Source organism: Streptomyces sp. NPDC008001 (assembly GCF_042958085.1).
Classification (GTDB): domain Bacteria; phylum Actinomycetota; class Actinomycetes; order Streptomycetales; family Streptomycetaceae; genus Streptomyces.
Window position 1 is genome coordinate 1 of sequence record NZ_JBIBIZ010000009.1, and the last position, 17938, is coordinate 17938.

Here is a 17938-nt window from a genome sequence, read left to right on the forward strand (position 1 = left end):
ACACCGACATGATGCTGGCCGCCGCCCGCGCCCTCGCCGACGTCGTCACCGAGGACGAACTCAACGCCAACTACATCATCCCCAGCGTCTTCAACGAGAAGGTCTCGGGGACGGTCGCGGGCGCGGTGCGCGAGGCCGCGAAGGCCGCCGGCGCGGCTGTGACGGGCACCACGACCGTCTGATGACGGCGCGTCGCGGGCCTTCGGGCCCGCGACCTGCCCCTAAGGTGTCGGGCAGAAATCAGGCCGCAGAAATGCGGCTGTATCCGAGGCTGTGCCGCTTTCCGTGTGACTCTCCAGGGTGCCGGATTGGCTTTCCCGCCACTGGTGGGGGCAGGATGCGTAACCGGGCGCGAGGGTCTGGCAACGGACCCGGGTCCGGGGACTGTCCGAGGGCCCTGGCAGCATCGGCTTCGATCTCACGCCTCATTGGCAAGAAGAACACGGGAGTACAACATGAACCGCAGTGAGCTGGTGGCCGCGCTGGCCGACCGCGCCGAGGTGACCCGCAAGGACGCCGACGCCGTTCTGGCCGCGCTCGCCGAGACCGTCGGCGAGGTCGTCGCCAAGGGCGACGAGAAGGTCACCATCCCCGGCTTCCTGACCTTCGAGCGCACCCACCGTGCCGCTCGGACCGCTCGCAACCCGCAGACGGGTGAGCCGATCCAGATCGCTGCCGGTTACAGCGTGAAGGTCTCCGCGGGCTCCAAGCTCAAGGAAGCCGCCAAGGGCAAGTAAGGCCTTTAGCGCTGCGCTCAGCGCTGGAAGGGCGGTCACCCCGGTCGGGGTGACCGCCCTTCGGGCTTTCCAGGGCCCTCCACGGGGCCTGGGCGGCCCGTGGAGGGCCCTGGGGTCACCCGGATGCGCGAAAGCGCCTGCACGGGCCTTGGATGGCTCGTACAGGCGCTTACGCCCCGTCAGAATGGCTGCCCTCAGGCGCCGGTGTCGCCGCCCGGCATCTCCACGTTCGCCCCGAGGTCCTTCAATTTCTGCATGAAGTTCTCGTAGCCGCGGTTGATCAGGTCGATGCCGTGGACCCGCGAGGTGCCCTCCGCGGCCAGGGCCGCGATCAGGTACGAGAAGCCGCCGCGGAGGTCCGGGACGACCATGTCGGAGCCCTGGAGCTTCGTCGGGCCGGAGACGACCGCCGAGTGCAGGAAGTTGCGCTGGCCGAAGCGGCACGCGGAACCGCCGAGGCACTCGCGGTACAGCTGGATGTGCGCACCCATCTGGTTGAGCGCCGAGGTGAAACCGAGGCGCGACTCGTACACCGTCTCGTGGACGATGGACAGGCCCGACGCCTGCGTCAGCGCGACGACCAGCGGCTGCTGCCAGTCCGTCTGGAAGCCGGGGTGGACGTCCGTCTCCAGCGCGATGGCGTTGAGCGAGCCGCCCGGGTGCCAGAAGCGGATGCCCTCGTCGTCGATCTCGAAGGCGCCACCGACCTTGCGGTAGGTGTTGAGGAAGGTCATCATCGAGCGCTGCTGCGCGCCGCGCACGTAGATGTTGCCCCCGGTGGCCAGCGCCGCGGACGCCCAGGAGGCCGCCTCCAGGCGGTCGGAGAGCGCGCGGTGGTTGTAGCCGCCGAGCTTGTCGACACCGGTGATCCGGATGGTCCGGTCGGTGTCCATGGCGATGATCGCGCCCATCTTCTGCAGCACGCAGATGAGGTCCTCGATCTCCGGCTCCACGGCGGCGTTGGACAGCTCCGTGACGCCCTCCGCCAGCACGGCGGTCAGCAGCACCTGCTCGGTCGCGCCGACCGAGGGGTAGGGCAGGCGGATCTTGCAGCCGCGCAGCCGCTGCGGGGCCTCCAGGTACTGGCCGCCCTCGCGCTTCTCGATGGTCGCGCCGAACTGGCGCAGCACCTCGAAGTGGAAGTCGATCGGCCGGCCGCCGATGTCGCAGCCGCCCAGGCCCGGGATGAAGGCGTGGCCGAGCCGGTGCAGCAGCGGGCCGCAGAGCAGGATCGGGATGCGCGAGGAGCCGGCGTGCGCGTCGATGTCCGCGACGTTGGCGCTCTCCACGTACGTGGGGTCGAGGACCAGCTCGCCGGGCTCGTCGCCGGGGCGGACGGTCACACCGTGCAGCTGCAGCAGTCCGCGCACGACGCGCACGTCGCGGATGTCGGGGACGTTCCGCAGCCGGCTGGGACCGTGCCCGAGCAGCGCGGCGACCATGGCCTTCGGCACGAGGTTCTTCGCGCCGCGGACACGGATCTCGCCCTCGAGCGGGGTACCGCCGTGGACAAGCAGGACATCGTCAGGGCCGGTCATGGATCTCGCGTTCCTGGAGTTGGGCAGGGGGCAAGAAGAAAGGGTAATGCGACCAGGGGGCCGTCCTGCATGCCCGAGGGGCCTCCGGGCACGTCATGGCTTTGCAACAACACGCTCCGTTAATGGAATGGTCGCTACCGGTTATCGGCGGCGCGCCGGTGGCCACCCCTTTCTTGCCGGACCGGACGTCCACTCCCCGCGCGGGCCCGAAATGCGGGATCATGTGCCCATGTCCGAGGTGTCCTCGCTCACAGGACGACTGCTTGTCGCGACACCGGCGCTCGCTGACCCGAATTTCGACCGCGCGGTGGTGTTGCTGCTCGATCACGACGAGGAGGGTTCCCTCGGAGTGGTCCTGAACCGCCCGACCCCGGTCGGCGTGGCCGACATCCTGGAGTCCTGGGCGGCGCTGGCCGGGGAGCCGGGCGTGGTCTTCCAGGGCGGTCCGGTCTCGCTCGACTCGGCGCTGGGCGTGGCGGTCGTGCCGGGGGAGGGGCGCGAGAAGGCGGGCTCCGCCGCCGCCGGCGACGGCCCGCTCGGCTGGCGCCGCGTCCACGGCGCGATCGGCCTCGTCGACCTGGAGGCCCCGCCGGAGCTGCTCGCGGCCGCCCTCGGCTCGCTGCGGATCTTCGCCGGCTACGCGGGCTGGGGGCCGGGCCAGCTGGAGGACGAGCTGGTCGAGGGCGCGTGGTACGTGGTGGAGTCCGAGCCGGGTGACGTCTCCTCGCCCGACCCGTCCCAGTTGTGGCGCGCGGTGCTCCGGCGCCAGCGGAACGAGCTGGCCATGGTGGCCACGTATCCGGACGATCCGAGCCTGAACTGACGCCGCGCGCCGCGCCGTGGCCCTCGCTGGGGGCCCGCCCGGGCGGCGGCGCGTCCTGCGGCGGGCGGCGGTGCGTCCTGTGGGGGAAACGGCCGGACCGGGGATCGGACCTCGGCCGCGCTCCCCAGTACCCTTGGAGACCATGAGCACTCTTGAGCCCGAGCGCGGGGCAGGGACCGGCACCCTCGTAGAGCCGACGCCGCAGGTGTCGCACGGCGACGGCGACCACGAGCGCTACGCCCACTACGTCCAGAAGGACAAGATCATGGAGAGCGCGCTCTCCGGTTCCCCGGTCGTCGCCCTGTGCGGCAAGGTCTGGGTCCCCGGGCGCGACCCGAAGAAGTACCCGGTCTGCCCGATGTGCAAGGAGATCTTCGAGGGCATGGGCGCCGGCGGAGACGACAAGGGCGGCAAGGGCGGCAAGGGCGGCGACAAGAAGTAGTCCCCGGCCTCCCCGCCGCAGGCCCCACATCCTTCCCGGCCCCTGGGGCGCGCTTCGGCGCGCACCGGGGGCCGCGTGCGTTGCACGGTGTGCTTTCGCCGATCACAGAGTGGTCGAGACCTCTTGCCGGGCGCTGTGACGCGCACCTACGCTCCTGCCAGTTGTGCTGAGCGAAACGCCCATTGCGCATGTTGCAACGCGTTGGTTGCAACGCCACCCGGGAGGGATCCCATGACGCTGTCCGGCTGCTTATCCGGCTTATCGGTCTTACCGGGCCTATCCCGTTCGTCCGGCCGTCCCTCCGGCCACTTGTCCGGCCGCTTGTCCGGCCCCTCGGGATCGTCCGGCGTGGCGGCCCTGGTGGCGGCCGCCGCCCTCGCCGCCGTCCTGTCCTCCTGCGCCCCCTCCACGGCCACGGGTGCGGCGCAAGGCGACGACCGTACGGGCCGCCTGCGGGTCTGGCTCTTCCGGGAGGTCGGCAACGCGCCCAAGGCCGCCGTGGTCGACAGAGCCGTCGCCGCCTTCGCCCGGGAGCACCGCGGCGTCCGCGTCGACGTCACCTACATCCCCGTCGAGACGCGCGCCCAGCGGATCAAAGCCGCCTTCAACGACCCCCGGAGCGCCCCGGACGTCATCGAGTACGGCAACACCGACACCGCCGCCTATGTGAAGGACGGCGGACTGGCGGACGTCACCGCCGACTTCGCCGCCTGGCCCGAGGCGAAGGACACCGACCCCGCCGCCCGCCGCTCGGTCACCGTGGACGGGAAGGTCTACGGCGCCCCGCTGTTCGTCGGCGTCCGCGCCCTCTACTACCGCACCGACGTCTTCCGCGACCTCGGACTCCGCCCTCCGCGCACCCTGGCGCAGCTCGCGGAGACCGCGCGCCGCATCCACCGGGAGCGGCCGGAGCTCTACGGGCTCGTGGTGGGCGGCTCGTACACGTACGGCGCACTGCCCTTCGTATGGGCCAACGGCGGCGAGATAGCGGAGAAGAAGGGCAGGAAGTACGCCGCGACCATCGACAGCGCGGCCGCAAAGCGGGGCATCAGCGAGTACACCGCCCTTTTCGGCGACCACAACTGCCCGCCCGCCAAGTGCGCGCAGCTGGGCGGCAACGCCACCGTCGAGGCGTTCGCGGCGGGCAAGGCGGCCATGGCCATCGGCGGGGACTTCAGCCACCGGGCCGTCGAGAACGGCAAGGCCAAGGGCAAGTACGCGGTCGTGCCGCTGCCCGGCGTCGGCGACGGCAGCATCGCCCCCGCCTTCTCGGGCGGGAACAACCTCGGTGTCCTCAAGAGCAGTTCGCACCGCACGCTCGCCGTCGATCTGCTGCGGACCCTCACCGGCAAGCGCACCCAGTCCGGCCTCTTCGACGCCATGGGCTTCCTGCCCACCTACACGGACGTGCGCCGGGAAGCCGCCCGCAGACAGCCGTACGTGGAGCCCTTCGTGAGGACGCTCGCGTCCGGTGCGGCCTTCGTGCCCGTGACGCCCGCCTGGGGCGCCATCGACGCGGGCCAGGTCCTGCCGGTCATGTTCCAGGAGATCGTGAGCGGCCGCAGGAGCGTGGACGACGCGGCGTCGGCCGCGGCGAAGAAGATGAACAGCGCCTTCAGAGCGGCGGGCTGAGGCGATGCGGGCCCGCAACGGGATACGCGGCGCCTCCGGCGGAACGCGTGCTCCCGGCCGGGGTGCCGGCGGCGCCCGGACCCCCTGGCTCTACCTCGCCCCCGCCCTCGTCCTCCTCGGCGGCCTCCTGGTCTACCCCGTCTACCAGCTCGGGCTCATCTCCTTCCTGGAGTACACCCAGGCTCAGGTCAGCGGCGGCCGCCCGACCTCCTTCCAGGGCTTCGGCAACTATGCCGCGCTCTTCCGCGACGGCCAGTTCCGGGAGGTGCTCGTCACCACCGTCCTCTTCGCGGCCGCCTGCGTGCTCTGCACCCTCGCCGCCGGCTGCGCGCTCGCCGTGCTCCTCACCCGCGTCCGCGCGCTGCCGCGCCTGGCCCTGACGGCCGCCGCGCTCGGCGCCTGGGCCACGCCCGCCGTCACCGGATCGACCGTCTGGCTCTTCCTCTTCGACGCCGACTTCGGGCCTGTGGACAAGTTGCTCACCCGGCTCGGGATGAGCGGTTTCGACGGCTACGCGTGGACGTACGACCGCTACAGCGCCTTCGCGCTCGTCCTCCTCGAAGTCGTCTGGTGCTCGTTCCCCTTCGTGATGGTGACCGTCTACGCCGGCATCCGGGCCGTCCCGAGCGAGGTCCTGGAGGCCGCCGCCCTGGACGGCGCCTCGCAGTGGCGCATCTGGCGCGGGGTCACGGCGCCGATGCTCCGGCCGGTCCTGGTCGTCGTCACCATCCAGTCGGTCATCTGGGACTTCAAGGTCTTCACCCAGATCTACGTCATGACCAACGGCGGCGGAGTCGCCGGGCAGAACCTGACCCTGAACGTCTACGCGTACCAGAAGGCGTTCGCGTCGTCGCAGTACAGCCTCGGCTCGGCGATCGGCGTCGTCATGCTGCTGATCCTGCTCGGGGTCACCCTCGGGTACTTGCGGCTGCTGCGGCGCCAGGGGGAGGAGATATGAGCTTCACCCGGGTCCGCAGCCTCCCATACCTCCGCCGCGTCCTCCGTGTCCGCCGGCCGTGGCGCCTCGCCGCCGAGGCCGCCGCGCTGCTGACTGCCGCCGTGGTCGCCTTCCCCCTCTACTGGATGGCCCTGTCCGCGCTGAAACCGGTCGGCGAAGTGCAGTCGGACCGGCCCCGCCCGTGGACCTCCGCGCCCACCCTGGACGCCTTCCGCCGCGTCTTCGGTCAGCAGGACTTCGCGCGCTACTTCCTCAACAGCCTGCTCGTCGCGGGCACCGTGGTCGTCGTCTCCGCGCTCGTGGCCTTCCTCGCCGCGACCGCCGTCACCCGCTTCCGCTTCCGGTTCCGGACGACCCTGCTCGTGATGTTCCTCGTCGCCCAGATGGTGCCCGTCGAAGCGCTCACCATCCCGCTGTTCTTCCTGCTGCGCGACGCCGGCGCGTACGTGCCCGGCATCGGCCTCAACACACTCGGCGCGCTGATCCTGCCGCACATCGCCTTCTCGCTGCCCTTCGCGATCTGGATGCTGCGCGGCTTCGTCCGGGCGGTGCCGGAGGCGCTGGAGGAGGCCGCGTACCTCGACGGGGCGAGCCGCGCCCGCTTCCTGTGGCAGATCCTCTTCCCGCTGGTCCTGCCCGGGCTCGTCGCCACGAGCGTCTTCTCGTTCATCTCGACGTGGAACGACTTCCTCTTCGCGAAGTCCTTCATCGTCAGCGCCACCGAGAACTCCACCCTGCCGATGGCGCTCCTCGTCTTCTTCAAGGACGAGGGCAACGACTGGGGCGGCATCATGGCGGCGTCGACCGTCATGACCGTGCCGGTCCTCGTCTTCTTCGTACTCGTGCAGCGCAGGCTCGTGTCGGGCCTGGGCGGAGCGGTGAAGGATTGATGCCATGAGTCGTTCCGGAAAGTCCGCTTCCCGCCCGGAGCCGTCCCTTGCGGAGCCTCTTGCGGACCTGATCCCCGCTCCCCGCGGCATCGACGGGATCCCGCCCCACGGCGTCTTCGTCCTCGACCAGTACACCGCCGTCAGCGCCGCGCCCGGCACGGAGAGCGTCGCGCACTGGCTGCGCACCACGATCGGCGCGGCCACCGGCCTGCCCCTGCCCGCCGGTGACGACCCCTATGGGCCCGGCGACCCCCAGGACCCCGATGACGATGAACACCACGACCGCATCGTCCTCCGCATACGCCCGGAGGTGACGCGCGAGCTCGGCCCGGAGGGATACCGCCTCCGTGTCGAGGGTGACGGAATCGTCATCGACGGCGGCAGCGCAGCCGGCGTCTTCTGGGGCGCGCAGACCCTGCGTCAGCTGCTCGGCCCCGAGGCCTTCCGGCGGGCGCCCGTGACGGGCCGGCACGAGTGGACGGTGCCGATGGCCGCCGTGGAGGACGCGCCACGCTTCCGCTGGCGCGGCGTCCTCCTCGACGTGGCCCGCCACTTCCTGCCCAAGGACGGCGTGCTGCGGTACCTGGACCTGCTCGCCGCCCACAAGCTCAACGTCCTGCACCTGCACCTGACGGACGACCAGGGCTGGCGCATCGAGATCCTGCGCCACCCCCGGCTCACCGAGGTGGGCGCGTGGCGCTCCCGCACCAAGCTCGGCCACCGGGCCTCGCCGGTGTGGGACGAGCGGCCGCACGGCGGCTACTACACGCAGGACGACATCCGCGAGATCGTCGCGTACGCCGCCGAGCGCCACATCACCGTCGTCCCCGAGATCGACATCCCGGGCCACTCACAGGCCGCCATCGCCGCCTACCCCTGGCTCGGCAACACCGACGTCGTCGACACGTCGGCCCTGACGGTCCGGGACACGTGGGGCATCAGCCCGAACGTCCTCGCCCCGTCCGACCGGACCCTCGCCTTCTACGAGGACGTCCTCACCGAGGTCCTCGCCCTCTTCCCCTCGCCGTTCGTGCACATCGGCGGCGACGAGTGCCCCAAGGACCAGTGGCGGGCGTCGCCGGCCGCGCAGGCCCGGATCCGCGAACTGGGGCTGGCCGGCGAGGACGAGCTGCAGAGCTGGTTCGTCCGGCACTTCGACCGCTGGCTGGCCGAGCGCGGTCGGCGCCTGGCCGGCTGGGACGAGATCCTCGAAGGAGGCCTCGCGGAAGGCGCCACGGTCTCCTCGTGGCGCGGCTACGCGGGCGGCATCGCGGCGGCGCGCGCCGGGCACGACGTCGTCATGTGCCCCGAACAGCAGGTGTACCTGGACCACCGGCAGGCGGACGGCCCGGACGAGCCCGTGCCCATCGGCTACGTCCGCACCCTGGAGGACGTCTACCGCTTCGAGCCCGTTCCGCCGGAGCTCACCGGGGCCGAGGCCGCCCGCGTCCTGGGCGCCCAGGCCAACCTCTGGAGCGAGGTGACGGAGGACCAGCAACGCGTCGACTACCAGGCCTTCCCGCGCCTCGCCGCCTTCGCCGAGACGGTCTGGTCGCGGCTGCCCGCCCCCGCCGAGCGCGACTACCCGGCTTTCGAACGCCGTATGACCGCCCATTACGCCCGGCTCGACGCCCTGGGCGTCGGCTACCGGCCTCCGGGCGGCCCCCGGCCCTGGCAGCGCCGCCCCGGCCTCCTCGGACGCCCGATCGAGGGCGCGCCCCCGATCGTGTGAGCCACGGCCAAGCTGCGCGTCCCGGCGGCGGGCGGCTGGCACGGTGGTCCTTCACACACTGCCGTAAGTCGTAAAAAGGCCCCCTAACAATGGCAATCCGTGCACAGTGGGGACACCCCCGAAAATCGGACCATTCGCATTGCGGGGGACGGATCGGCGGTTCGTGGACCCTCGCGACGGCGGAGTCCGAAGATGTGCCAGAGTTGCCACGTCCGGGCCGTGAGGACGTACCGTACGGCGGGATCGTACGGCGGGATCAGGCCGGACAGCCGGGACCACCGGGGAAGGGGCAGCTGGGTTGACCACGCACGCACCGCAGGCGGCGCACAAGGTGACGCTGCCGGGCTCGCTCGACGAGGCCGTGGCGGCGCTGGCCGCCATGCCCGCGGCCGTGCCCGTCGCGGGTGGCACCGATCTGATGGCGGCCGTCAACTCCGGTCTGCTGCGGCCGGCGGGCCTCGTCGGCCTCGGCCGCATCAGCGAGATCCGCGGCTGGCAGTACCAGGACGGCCACGCCCTGCTCGGCGCCGGCCTCACCCACGCCCGGATGGGCCGCCCGGACTTCGCGGCCCTCATCCCGGCGCTCGCCGCCGCCGCGCGCGCCGCCGGCCCGCCCCAGATCCGCAACGCCGGCACGCTCGGGGGCAACATCGCCTCCGCCGCGCCGACCGGCGACGCCCTGCCCGTTCTCGCCGCCCTCGAAGCCTCCCTCGTCATCGCCGGGCCCGGCGGCAGCCGCCGCGAGATCCCCGTCGGCCACCTCCTGGCCGGTTACGAGATGCTCGGCCCGGGCGAGCTCATCGGCTACGTCCGCGTGCCGCTCCTGCACGCCCCGCAGACCTTCCTCAAGGCCACCGGACGCACCGGCCCGGGCCGCGCCACCGCGTCCGTGGCCGTCGTCCTCGACCCCGCCCGGCGGGGCGTGCGCTGCGCGGTGGGCGCCGTCGCGCCCATGCCGCTGCGCCCCCTCGACGCCGAGCGCTGGGTCGCCTCCCTCATCGACTGGGACGGCGAGCGCACGCTCGCCCCCGAGGCGTGCGCCGCCTTCGGCGAGTACGTCGCCGCGGCGTGCATCCCGGACCCCGCGCCCGCTCCCGACGGCGGGGAGCCGGGCACCCTGCCGCCCGCCGCGCTGCACCTGCGTCGTACGGTGGCGACTCTGGCCCGCCGAGCACTGGGGAGGGCACTCGCGTGAGTGACGAACAGCGACAGGCCCGCACGGCCGGCCCGGGCGGCTGGCAGCCGGTTCCGGGCGGCGGGGAGTACGACGAGGGCACCACGTTCCTCCAGCTGCCCCCGGAGCTCCTCGCCCACCCGGGCGCGGCCGCGTCCGGCACGGGCGCCTGGGACCCGCTGGCCGCGGCCGGTTCGGGCGGGTACACGCCGCCGCCGGCGGACTCCTGGCAGCACGCGCCGTCGGCTGCGGGGACGCACGGACAGTACGGGCAGCAGGGGCAGCACGGACAGCACGGGCAGTGGGGGTACCAGCAGGCCGGGGCGCCTGCCGGTGACGCGCACGCCGATGACGCCTACGTCGATGACGCTTACGCCGATGAGGCTCACCCCGCCGGTGCCTACACCGGCGACGCTCACTACAACGACGCCGACCCGCATGACACCGCGCAGTGGCCGGTGCCGGGTGACGGTTCGACGGGGCAGTGGTCCGTGCCGGTCGTGGGCGACGACCCCGTGGACGAGTCCGGCGAGTACCTCGTCCACGGCGGCCATGCCCCGGAGTCCGCGGGTGCGGCGCCCGGCCAGGCCCACGCTCCGGCGCCCGGCCAAGCTCACGCTCCGGCGCCCGGTCAGGCCCATGCCCCGGCGCATGATCCGGCTCCCGCTCCTTGGGCGGCGCAGCCCGTCGACGACTCCTGGCGCCAGTCCCTGGCCGCGGCCACGCCTGCTGCCGGTACGCCGGTGGTGAGCGACGGCGGAACCGGTCAGTGGTCGGTTCCGGTTGCGGAGTCTTCTGCGGTGCCTTCTGCTTCTGCGGAGCCTTCTGCGGCGCCGGCCGTGGACGTGACGGGCGCGTTCACCGTGCCGCAGTACGTCACCGATGTCACCGGTACGGGCGACAATCCGGCCGGGGCGGCGTCGGACAGCGGGCAGCAGCCTGCCGCGGAGACGGTGGAGACGGCCGCGCCGATGGTGTCGATGGCGGAGCGGGAAGGCCCGGCCGGTGCGCCGGAGCCGTCCGCGCAGCCTCAGCCTCAGCCTCAGCAGCAGCCGCTGCACGCGGGGGCGTTCCCGCACCAGGAAGGCCGGCCGGAGGCCCCCTCGGATGGTCACGCCGAGGTCCACGCCGACGGCCACTCGGATGTCCATGCCGATGCCCATCCGGACGCCCGTCCGGACGCCCTTCCGGAGCAGGCCGGGCAGCTGCCCGGCGAGGCCGGGCAGCACGCCCAGCCCACCCTGCCGCAGGATCCGGCGCAGCCCCCGCAGCCCCCGCAGCCTGCCCAGCCCACGCTGCCCGAGCAGTTCGTACCGCCGCAGGGCGGGCCGGACGCGGCCGAAGCCGTAGCGGATGCGGCGCCGGCGGCCGCCCCGGCCGAGGCCGGCGACGATTCGGCCGGGCACGGCTCCAGCGGACACGACTCCACCGGGCATGACCCCGTCGCGCCCGACCCGCTCGGCCACGACCCGCTCGGTTCCGACCCGCTCGGCCACGACCCCCTCGCCGGGCCGCACACCGAGCACCCCTGCACCTCGTACGTCCTCCGCGTCAACGGCACCGACCGGCCCGTGACGGACGCCTGGATCGGCGAGTCGCTGCTGTACGTGCTGCGCGAGCGCCTCGGTCTGGCCGGGGCCAAGGACGGCTGTTCGCAGGGCGAGTGCGGGGCCTGCTCCGTGCAGGTCGACGGGCGGCTCGTCGCGTCGTGCCTCGTGCCGGCGGCCACGGCCGCCGGTTCGGAGGTCCGTACGGTCGAGGGCCTGGCCGTCGACGGCCGGCCGTCGGACGTGCAGCGGGCGCTCGCCGAGTGCGGCGCCGTGCAGTGCGGCTTCTGCGTGCCGGGCATGGCGATGACCATGCACGACCTGCTGGAGGGCAACCACGCTCCGACCGAGCTGGAGACCCGCCAGGCCCTCTGCGGCAACCTCTGCCGCTGCTCGGGCTACCGGGGCGTGCTCGACGCGGTCCGCCAGGTCGTCGACGAGCGCGAGGCGGCCGCGGCGCACGAGCAGGAGCTCCAGCAGGATCTTCAGGACACGCATCAGCAGCACGAAGCTGCGCAGCCGGATGCGGACCAGGCCCGCATCCCGCACCAGGCGGGCCCGCACGGCGGGGGCAGCGGAAAGGCGACGGCATGACGGGAAGCGGCGGAATGGGCGGTATGACGGGAATGGCCGGCGCGGCCGACGGCGGCGCCACGGCCATCACCGTCCCCCTGCTCACCTCGCCCGGCCACGCCGAACCGTCGCACGGCATCGGCGCCTCCCTCCTCCCGGCCGACGCGGAGGCCAAGACCCAGGGCATCTACCCGTACGCGGCCGACCTGTGGGCCGAGGGGCTGCTGTGGGCCGCGCTGCTGCGCTCCCCGCACCCGCACGCCCGCATCCTGTCGATCGACACCTCCGAGGCCGCCCGGATGCCGGGCGTCCGTGCCGTCATCACGCACGCGGACGTGCCGGGCGACGCCGCGCACGGCCGCAGGATCGCCGACCGCCCGGTGTTCGCGTCCGGCATCGTGCGCCACCACGGCGAGCCGATCGCCGCCGTCGCGGCCGACCACCCCGACACGGCGCGGCTGGCCGCGGCGGCCATCGCCGTCGAGTACGAGGTGCTGGAGCCGGTCACCGACCCCGAGCAGGCGTTCTCCGCCGAGCCGCTGCACCCCGACGGCAACCTGATCCGGCACATCCCGCTGCGCTTCGGCGACCCGGAGGCGGTCGGCGAGGTGATCGTCGAGGGCCTGTACCGGATCGGCCGCCAGGACCCGGCGCCCATCGGGGCCGAGGCCGGCCTGGCCGTGCCCCGCCCAGACGGCGGCGTCGAGATCTACACGGCGTCGACGGATCCCCACGCCGACCGCGACCTGGCCGCCGCCTGCTTCGGCCTGGAGCCCGAGCGCGTGCGGGTCGTCGTCACCGGCGTGCCCGGGGCGATGGGCGACCGCGAGGACCCCGGCATGCAGCTGCCGCTCGGCCTGCTCGCGCTCCGCACGGGCCACCCGGTGAAGCTCGTCGCCACCCGCGAGGAGTCCTTCCTCGCCCACCCGCACCGCCACCCCACGCTGCTGCGCTACCGCCACCACGCGGACGCCGACGGCAAGCTGGTGAAGGTCGAGGCGCAGATCCTGCTGGACGCCGGCGCCTACGCCGACTCGTCCTCGGACGCGCTCGCCGCCGCCGTGGCCTTCGCCTGCGGCCCGTACGTCGTGCCGCACGCCTTCGTCGAAGGCTGGGCCGTGCGCACCAACAACCCGCCGTCCGGCCACGTGCGCGGCGAGGGCGCCATGCAGGTGTGCGCCGCGTACGAGGGCCAGATGGACAAGCTCGCGGCGCGCCTGGGCCTCGACCCGGCGGAGCTGCGCCTGCGCAACGTACTGGCCACGGGCGACCTGCTGCCCACCGGCCAGACCGTCACCTGCCCGGCGCCCGTCGCCGAACTCCTGCGCGCCGTCCGCGACTACCCCCTGCCCGCCTTCCCCGCCGACGACCCCGAGACGGAGTGGCTCCTCCCTGGCGGCCCCGACGGCGCGGGCGAGCCGGGCGCGGTGCGGCGCGGCGTCGGCTACGGCCTGGGCATGGTGCACATGCTCGGCGCGGAGGGCGCGGACGAGGTCTCCACGGCGACGGTCAAGGTGACGGGCCCGACGGCCACGGTCATCTGCGCGGCCGTCGAGACGGGCCAGGGCTTCGCCACGCTGGCCCGCCAGATCGTCCAGGAGGTCCTCGGCCTGGACGAGGTCTACGTCGCCCCCGTCGACACCGACCAGCCCCCGTCCGGCCCCGGCGCGCACAGCCGCCACACGTGGGTCTCGGGCGGTGCGGTCGAGCGGGCGGCGCGGATGGTGCGGACGCAACTGCTGCAGCCGCTCGCCGCCCAGTTCGGCATGTCGGCGGAGCTGCTGACGATCGCCGACGGCAAGATCACGTCGTACGACGGCGTCCTGAGCACGACGGTCGCCGAGGCCCTGGAGGGCAAGGAACTCTGGGCCACGGCCCAGTGCCGCCCGCACCCCACGGAGCCGCTGGACGAGTCGGGCCAGGGCGACGCGTTCGTGGGCATGGCGTTCTGCGCCGTGCGCGCGGTCGTCGACGTGGACGTGGAACTCGGCTCGGTGCGCGTGGTCGAGATGGCGGTGGCCCAGGACGTGGGCCGCGTGCTGAACCCCCTCCAGGCCCGCGCCCGCATCGAAGCCGGCATCACCCAGGGCGTCGGCGCGGCCCTGACCGAAAACCTCCGCACGGCCGCGGGCCAGGTCCGCCGCCCGGACTTCACGGGCTACGCCCTTCCCACGTCACTGGACACCCCGGACGTCCACATCGTGAAGCTGGTCGAGGAGCGGGACGTCGTTGCTCCTTTCGGGGCCAAGGCGATCAGCGCCGTACCGGTGGTCACGAGCCCGGCAGCAGTAGCAGCAGCCGTACGCGCCGCCACGGGCCGCCCGGTCAACCGCCTCCCGATCCGCCCGCAGGCGGCGGTGGCCGTCAACTCCTGAGCACCCGCACTTATGTGAGTGTCACTGCCCGGCAGTAGTGTGTAGCGTGAAGTTACATGTGACGGCCGGAGGTTGGCGGGGAACCGGCGGCCGGCGGGTGGGGAAGGCTGTGAAGAGGCGCACGTGACCGAGCATGCATCGCCGGGGGGATCGGCGGAGGGCCCGCAGGGCAGCGACCTGGCCCTCGAACTGGCCTCGTTGAAGAAGTTCAAGGGCCGGGTCGACGAACTGCTGCGAACGCTGGACGAATCCGACGGATCACCACATCAAGTAGCCGACACGGCCCTGTCATCGGCCGACCTCGGCAAAGACTTCAGCGCGGCGGACGCGCTGTACGGCATCTACTACACGGTCCACAACGACCTGATGACGCTGGCTCAGCTCCTCAACGACCAGATCGAGGCCATGGGTGCCGCCGTGCTGGACGCCCACGGGGGCTACGCCAACACGGACGCGGAGGAGCGGGAGAAGCTCTGGGCGATCCACGAGCGGATACAGCGCCAGTATGACCCCAAACTGGACCCGGAAGCCGACCAGGCCCGGCCCCACACGTCGCGAACCGGACCCCGCACGGAACTGCGCACCAACAGCGGCCACGGCGGGACCGGCGGATCAGACGGCCACAGCAACTTCTAGACGAGGGAAGGACGAACAGCACTCATGACCGCCCGAATCCCGGCCAAAAGCGATAAAGACCCTCGTCTCCCTCCGATGTGCACGCCCGTCCAAGACTTCTACACCATGCCGCACGAGAAACTGCAGGCCATGGTCGAGCACGCGGACCATCACCGCGTCATCGCCGTCGGCCACAAACTCAACGGCGCGGGCCAGGCCATCAAGAAGCTCGGCGACGACCTCAAGAAGCACATGGAAGGCGTTATCTGGTCGGGCCAGGCCGGCGAGGCCTTCCGCAGGTGGGGCCACTCCATGGCCAATGAGACCATCCGGCTCGGCGACTACGCCCTGAAGGCCGACGAGTGGCTGGGCCACGCCTCCAGGGACCTCAGCAGGGCGAAGGCCATGCCGAAGTACTCGCCCGAGGACAAGGCCACAGTCGACACCTGGCTGAAGAAACAACTCCTCCCACTGAAGGAGGTCCCCCCACCCTGGATGGAAGGCCTCAAGCCCGAAAGCCCCACGGACAGCCCCACGCACAAGGAGGCGTGGGACGCCCAGGAACGACTCAGGGAGAAGCAGAAGGCGGCGGCCGGCTTGATGAAGGCGCTGTCGGAGTCGTACGACCACTCGGGGACGCAGCTGCTGCAGGCGGTCAGGCCTAATTTTCGGCCTATGCCGGATGACGTGATGCCGGGCCGCCAAGATCCCACCCGGGAAGAACGTGAACATCTGGCTTTGCCTGGTGGCGGCTCCGGTGCACTGCCGTCTGGTGGAGTTGCAGGAGGTTCGCCAGCGGATTATGCGGGCGGCATTTCAACCGGTGGCGACGCCGGAGGCGTGCAGAAGTCAACCGCAACCGTAGGGCAGCCAAGTCGACGGCCAGACTTGGACCTGTCCGGCGGTGTTGAAGCACCACACCGCGTACCGGTCCCGCAGCCGGACCGGTATCCGGTCATTCCATCAGATGCCGGGAAACCTCAGATTCCTGTGCCGCACGTTCCTGTCCCGGGCTGGCCGATGCCTGACCGACGGAGCACCGATCCAGGACGCCGCCCAGGGGGGCCTATCCCTGAACGAGGGGCTAGGCCGACACCTAGGGTCCCAGGACCGGGCCCCGGGGCTGGTGCCAGTCGTCGTCCGGACATGAGGGTGCCGAATTTTCCGCGCGACGGGATTGTCGGTGGGCGTCCCACGCCGCGCGGACCGTCCGTGCCGACGCAGAACCCCAGTCGGTCTCCGGTCTTCGGCGCGGAGCCGTCCCAGAGGCAGAGTCAGCCCCGTTCTCCCATGGCCCCGGGGGCGGGTTTCGGCGGAGTGTCGACACCTCCGACGGGAGGATCAGGGGACGCAGTTGGCCGTGCTAGGGCATCAGAGCCTGGTGGAGTCGTCGGGCGTCGTCCGGGGCAAAGCCCAGAGAGGGGTGGCAGTACGGCTTTCACCCCGGGCGGTACGGGCTTGGTCCGGGGCGGTGCTGCGGGAGAGAGTCGCGGCAACTCGTCAGCTAGACGCGGCATGATGGGCGGCTTCATGCCTCCTGCGGGTGTGGGAGGCGTTACCTCGGAGCGGCCGTCCGGGGGGCGACGTCCTGACTATCTCGTCGAGGACGAGGAGACCTGGACCCAGGACGATAAGCGCGTTGTGCCCCCGGTCATCGAGTAGAGGAAGTCCGCATGCGTAGTACCTGTGCCGTACGTGGCACATGGGCGGGAACGGCTATCGCCGTTCTCGCCTCGCTGGTCTTGGTGTCGGTCTCGTCAGCCCACGCCGACACCATCCGCTCCCGTCAGTGGCATTTGGACGCCATGCACGCGGAAGAGATGTGGGAGACCAGCACTGGCGCAGGAGTCACGGTTGCAGTGATCGACACAGGCGTTGATGCGAGACTTCCTGATCTACGGGGACAGGTTCTGGAAGGGAAGAACTTCTCAGGGCAGCCAGGCGATGCACGAAGAGACAATGATGGTCATGGCAGCAGCATGGCAGGTCTCATCGCCGGTACGGGAAAGAGAGGTAGCGACACAGGATCCTATGGCCTTGCCCCTGGCGTAAAGGTCCTTCCTGTCCGCGTTGAAGCGAATAAAGACTTGTTGGACCAGAATCAAGCGATGGTCGACGCGCTCTACTATGCGGCGGATTCGGATGCAAAGATCATAAACATCTCCCTGGGTAGTCCGCGCCGGAGCGATGAGGCGGAGAAGGCCGTCGCCTATGCCCTAAGGAAGGGGAAACTGGTCTTCGCTGCGGTCGGCAACTCGGGAGACAAGAGCAACGCGGTGGAGTATCCAGCTGCCTACCCAGGTGTCATCGGCGTGGCTGGTCTCGACCAGAATGGTGACACCGCAAGTTGGTCGCAACATGGCCCTCAGGTGGACTTGTCCGCGCCTGGAGCCGGTGTCATCTCCGCCTGCCCGGGCGGCACGGAAGTCTGCCGAGGCAGCGGCACCAGCGGCGCCTCCGCCCTAGCCGCCGCCTCCGCCGCCCTAATCTGGTCCGTCCACCCCACCTGGACCGCAAACCAGGTAACCCGCGTCCTCATCAACACCGCCGGCGGCACCGGCACGGCTGAAAAGCGCAACGATTACGTCGGCTACGGCGCCGTCCGCCCCCGTATCGCCCTCAAGGACCCGGGCGACCCGGGCCCGGCCGACGTGAACCCCCTCCCGGGCCCGACCGCGTCGCAGGAACCGAAGAATGGTGACGGCACGGACACCGCCGACAGACTCTCCAAGCACGCCGGCACCGAAGCCTCGGCCAACAACGGTGGTCTCTCCACCAAATGGATCGCCCTCGGCGCCGGAGCAGCAGTCCTGCTGGGCGCGGCCATCGCCACCCCCATCGTCCTCAGCCGCCGCCGCAAGACCGATCGAGGTAGCGCCGCCCTCTGAAGCCCCAAGGCCGG

Annotated in this window: 14 protein-coding genes and 1 pseudogene; 13 read left to right on the top strand and 2 right to left on the bottom strand. The window is 71.7% G+C overall.

All coding sequences use genetic code 11. The features are described 5' to 3' along the window. Positions 1-182: pseudogene (locus ACFZCD_RS23765) on the top strand (NAD-dependent malic enzyme); the annotation flags it as partial. A 273-nt stretch (positions 183-455) separates the two neighbouring features. After that, positions 456-737: an HU family DNA-binding protein gene (locus ACFZCD_RS23770; protein WP_004951951.1), complete on the top strand. Its 282-nt coding sequence runs from the start codon at positions 456-458 to the stop codon at positions 735-737. Between the two features lie 194 nt (positions 738-931). Here the strand turns inward: ACFZCD_RS23770 and murA are convergent, their stop codons facing one another. Beyond that, entirely contained in the window at positions 932-2275 is a 1344-nt protein-coding gene (gene murA / locus ACFZCD_RS23775; protein ID WP_058044239.1) for a UDP-N-acetylglucosamine 1-carboxyvinyltransferase, read from the bottom strand. Between the two features lie 229 nt (positions 2276-2504). Here murA and ACFZCD_RS23780 point away from each other — a divergent pair, with 229 nt between their 5' ends. The 10 genes from ACFZCD_RS23780 to ACFZCD_RS23825 all read left to right on the top strand — a co-directional run bounded on the left by ACFZCD_RS23780 (position 2505) and on the right by ACFZCD_RS23825 (position 15057). Continuing rightward, entirely contained in the window at positions 2505-3098 is a 594-nt protein-coding gene (locus ACFZCD_RS23780) for a YqgE/AlgH family protein (protein WP_391834041.1), read from the top strand. A 142-nt stretch (positions 3099-3240) separates the two neighbouring features. Continuing rightward, positions 3241-3540, top strand: a complete 300-nt coding sequence (locus tag ACFZCD_RS23785) for a DUF3039 domain-containing protein (RefSeq protein ID WP_391834043.1) — start codon at positions 3241-3243, stop codon at positions 3538-3540. A gap of 348 nt (positions 3541-3888) precedes the next feature. Beyond that, entirely contained in the window at positions 3889-5172 is a 1284-nt protein-coding gene (locus tag ACFZCD_RS23790) for an extracellular solute-binding protein (RefSeq protein WP_391834045.1), read from the top strand. Between the two features lie 4 nt (positions 5173-5176). Further along, complete coding sequence (locus tag ACFZCD_RS23795; protein WP_391834047.1) at positions 5177-6130, top strand: carbohydrate ABC transporter permease; 954 nt, start codon at positions 5177-5179, stop codon at positions 6128-6130. Beyond that, complete coding sequence (locus tag ACFZCD_RS23800) at positions 6127-7020, top strand: carbohydrate ABC transporter permease (RefSeq protein WP_391834049.1); 894 nt, start codon at positions 6127-6129, stop codon at positions 7018-7020. Before ACFZCD_RS23795 ends, ACFZCD_RS23800 begins: the two co-directional genes overlap by 4 nt. Positions 7021-7024: 4 nt before the next feature. Continuing rightward, the gene (locus ACFZCD_RS23805) at positions 7025-8752 is read left to right on the top strand and encodes a beta-N-acetylhexosaminidase (RefSeq protein ID WP_391834051.1); all 1728 of its coding nucleotides are present in this window, start codon (positions 7025-7027) and stop codon (positions 8750-8752) included. A 298-nt stretch (positions 8753-9050) separates the two neighbouring features. Further along, positions 9051-9947 carry an FAD binding domain-containing protein gene (locus tag ACFZCD_RS23810; RefSeq protein WP_391834053.1) on the top strand — a complete coding sequence of 299 codons (897 nt, stop codon included), beginning with the start codon at positions 9051-9053 and terminating at the stop codon, positions 9945-9947. Continuing rightward, the gene (locus ACFZCD_RS23815; RefSeq protein ID WP_391834055.1) at positions 9944-12067 is read left to right on the top strand and encodes a 2Fe-2S iron-sulfur cluster-binding protein; all 2124 of its coding nucleotides are present in this window, start codon (positions 9944-9946) and stop codon (positions 12065-12067) included. The genes ACFZCD_RS23810 and ACFZCD_RS23815 overlap by 4 nt, the downstream gene beginning before the upstream one ends. Before the next feature lie 32 nt (positions 12068-12099). Then, the gene (locus ACFZCD_RS23820) at positions 12100-14421 is read left to right on the top strand and encodes a xanthine dehydrogenase family protein molybdopterin-binding subunit (RefSeq protein WP_391834812.1); all 2322 of its coding nucleotides are present in this window, start codon (positions 12100-12102) and stop codon (positions 14419-14421) included. Positions 14422-14544: 123 nt separating this feature from the next. Beyond that, positions 14545-15057 (top strand): hypothetical protein, encoded by a 513-nt coding sequence (locus ACFZCD_RS23825; protein ID WP_391834057.1) that lies wholly within the window; start codon positions 14545-14547, stop codon positions 15055-15057. Here ACFZCD_RS23825 and ACFZCD_RS23830 read toward each other — a convergent pair. Then, the gene (locus tag ACFZCD_RS23830) at positions 15034-15411 is read right to left on the bottom strand and encodes a hypothetical protein (RefSeq protein WP_391834059.1); all 378 of its coding nucleotides are present in this window, start codon (positions 15409-15411) and stop codon (positions 15034-15036) included. The two genes, ACFZCD_RS23825 and ACFZCD_RS23830, sit on opposite strands and share 24 nt — an antisense overlap. A 1298-nt stretch (positions 15412-16709) precedes the next feature. On the opposite strand from ACFZCD_RS23830, the gene mycP reads away from it, so the two are divergent. Continuing rightward, positions 16710-17924, top strand: a complete 1215-nt coding sequence (gene mycP, locus ACFZCD_RS23835) for a type VII secretion-associated serine protease mycosin (RefSeq protein WP_391834061.1) — start codon at positions 16710-16712, stop codon at positions 17922-17924. Positions 17925-17938 lie beyond the last annotated feature (14 nt).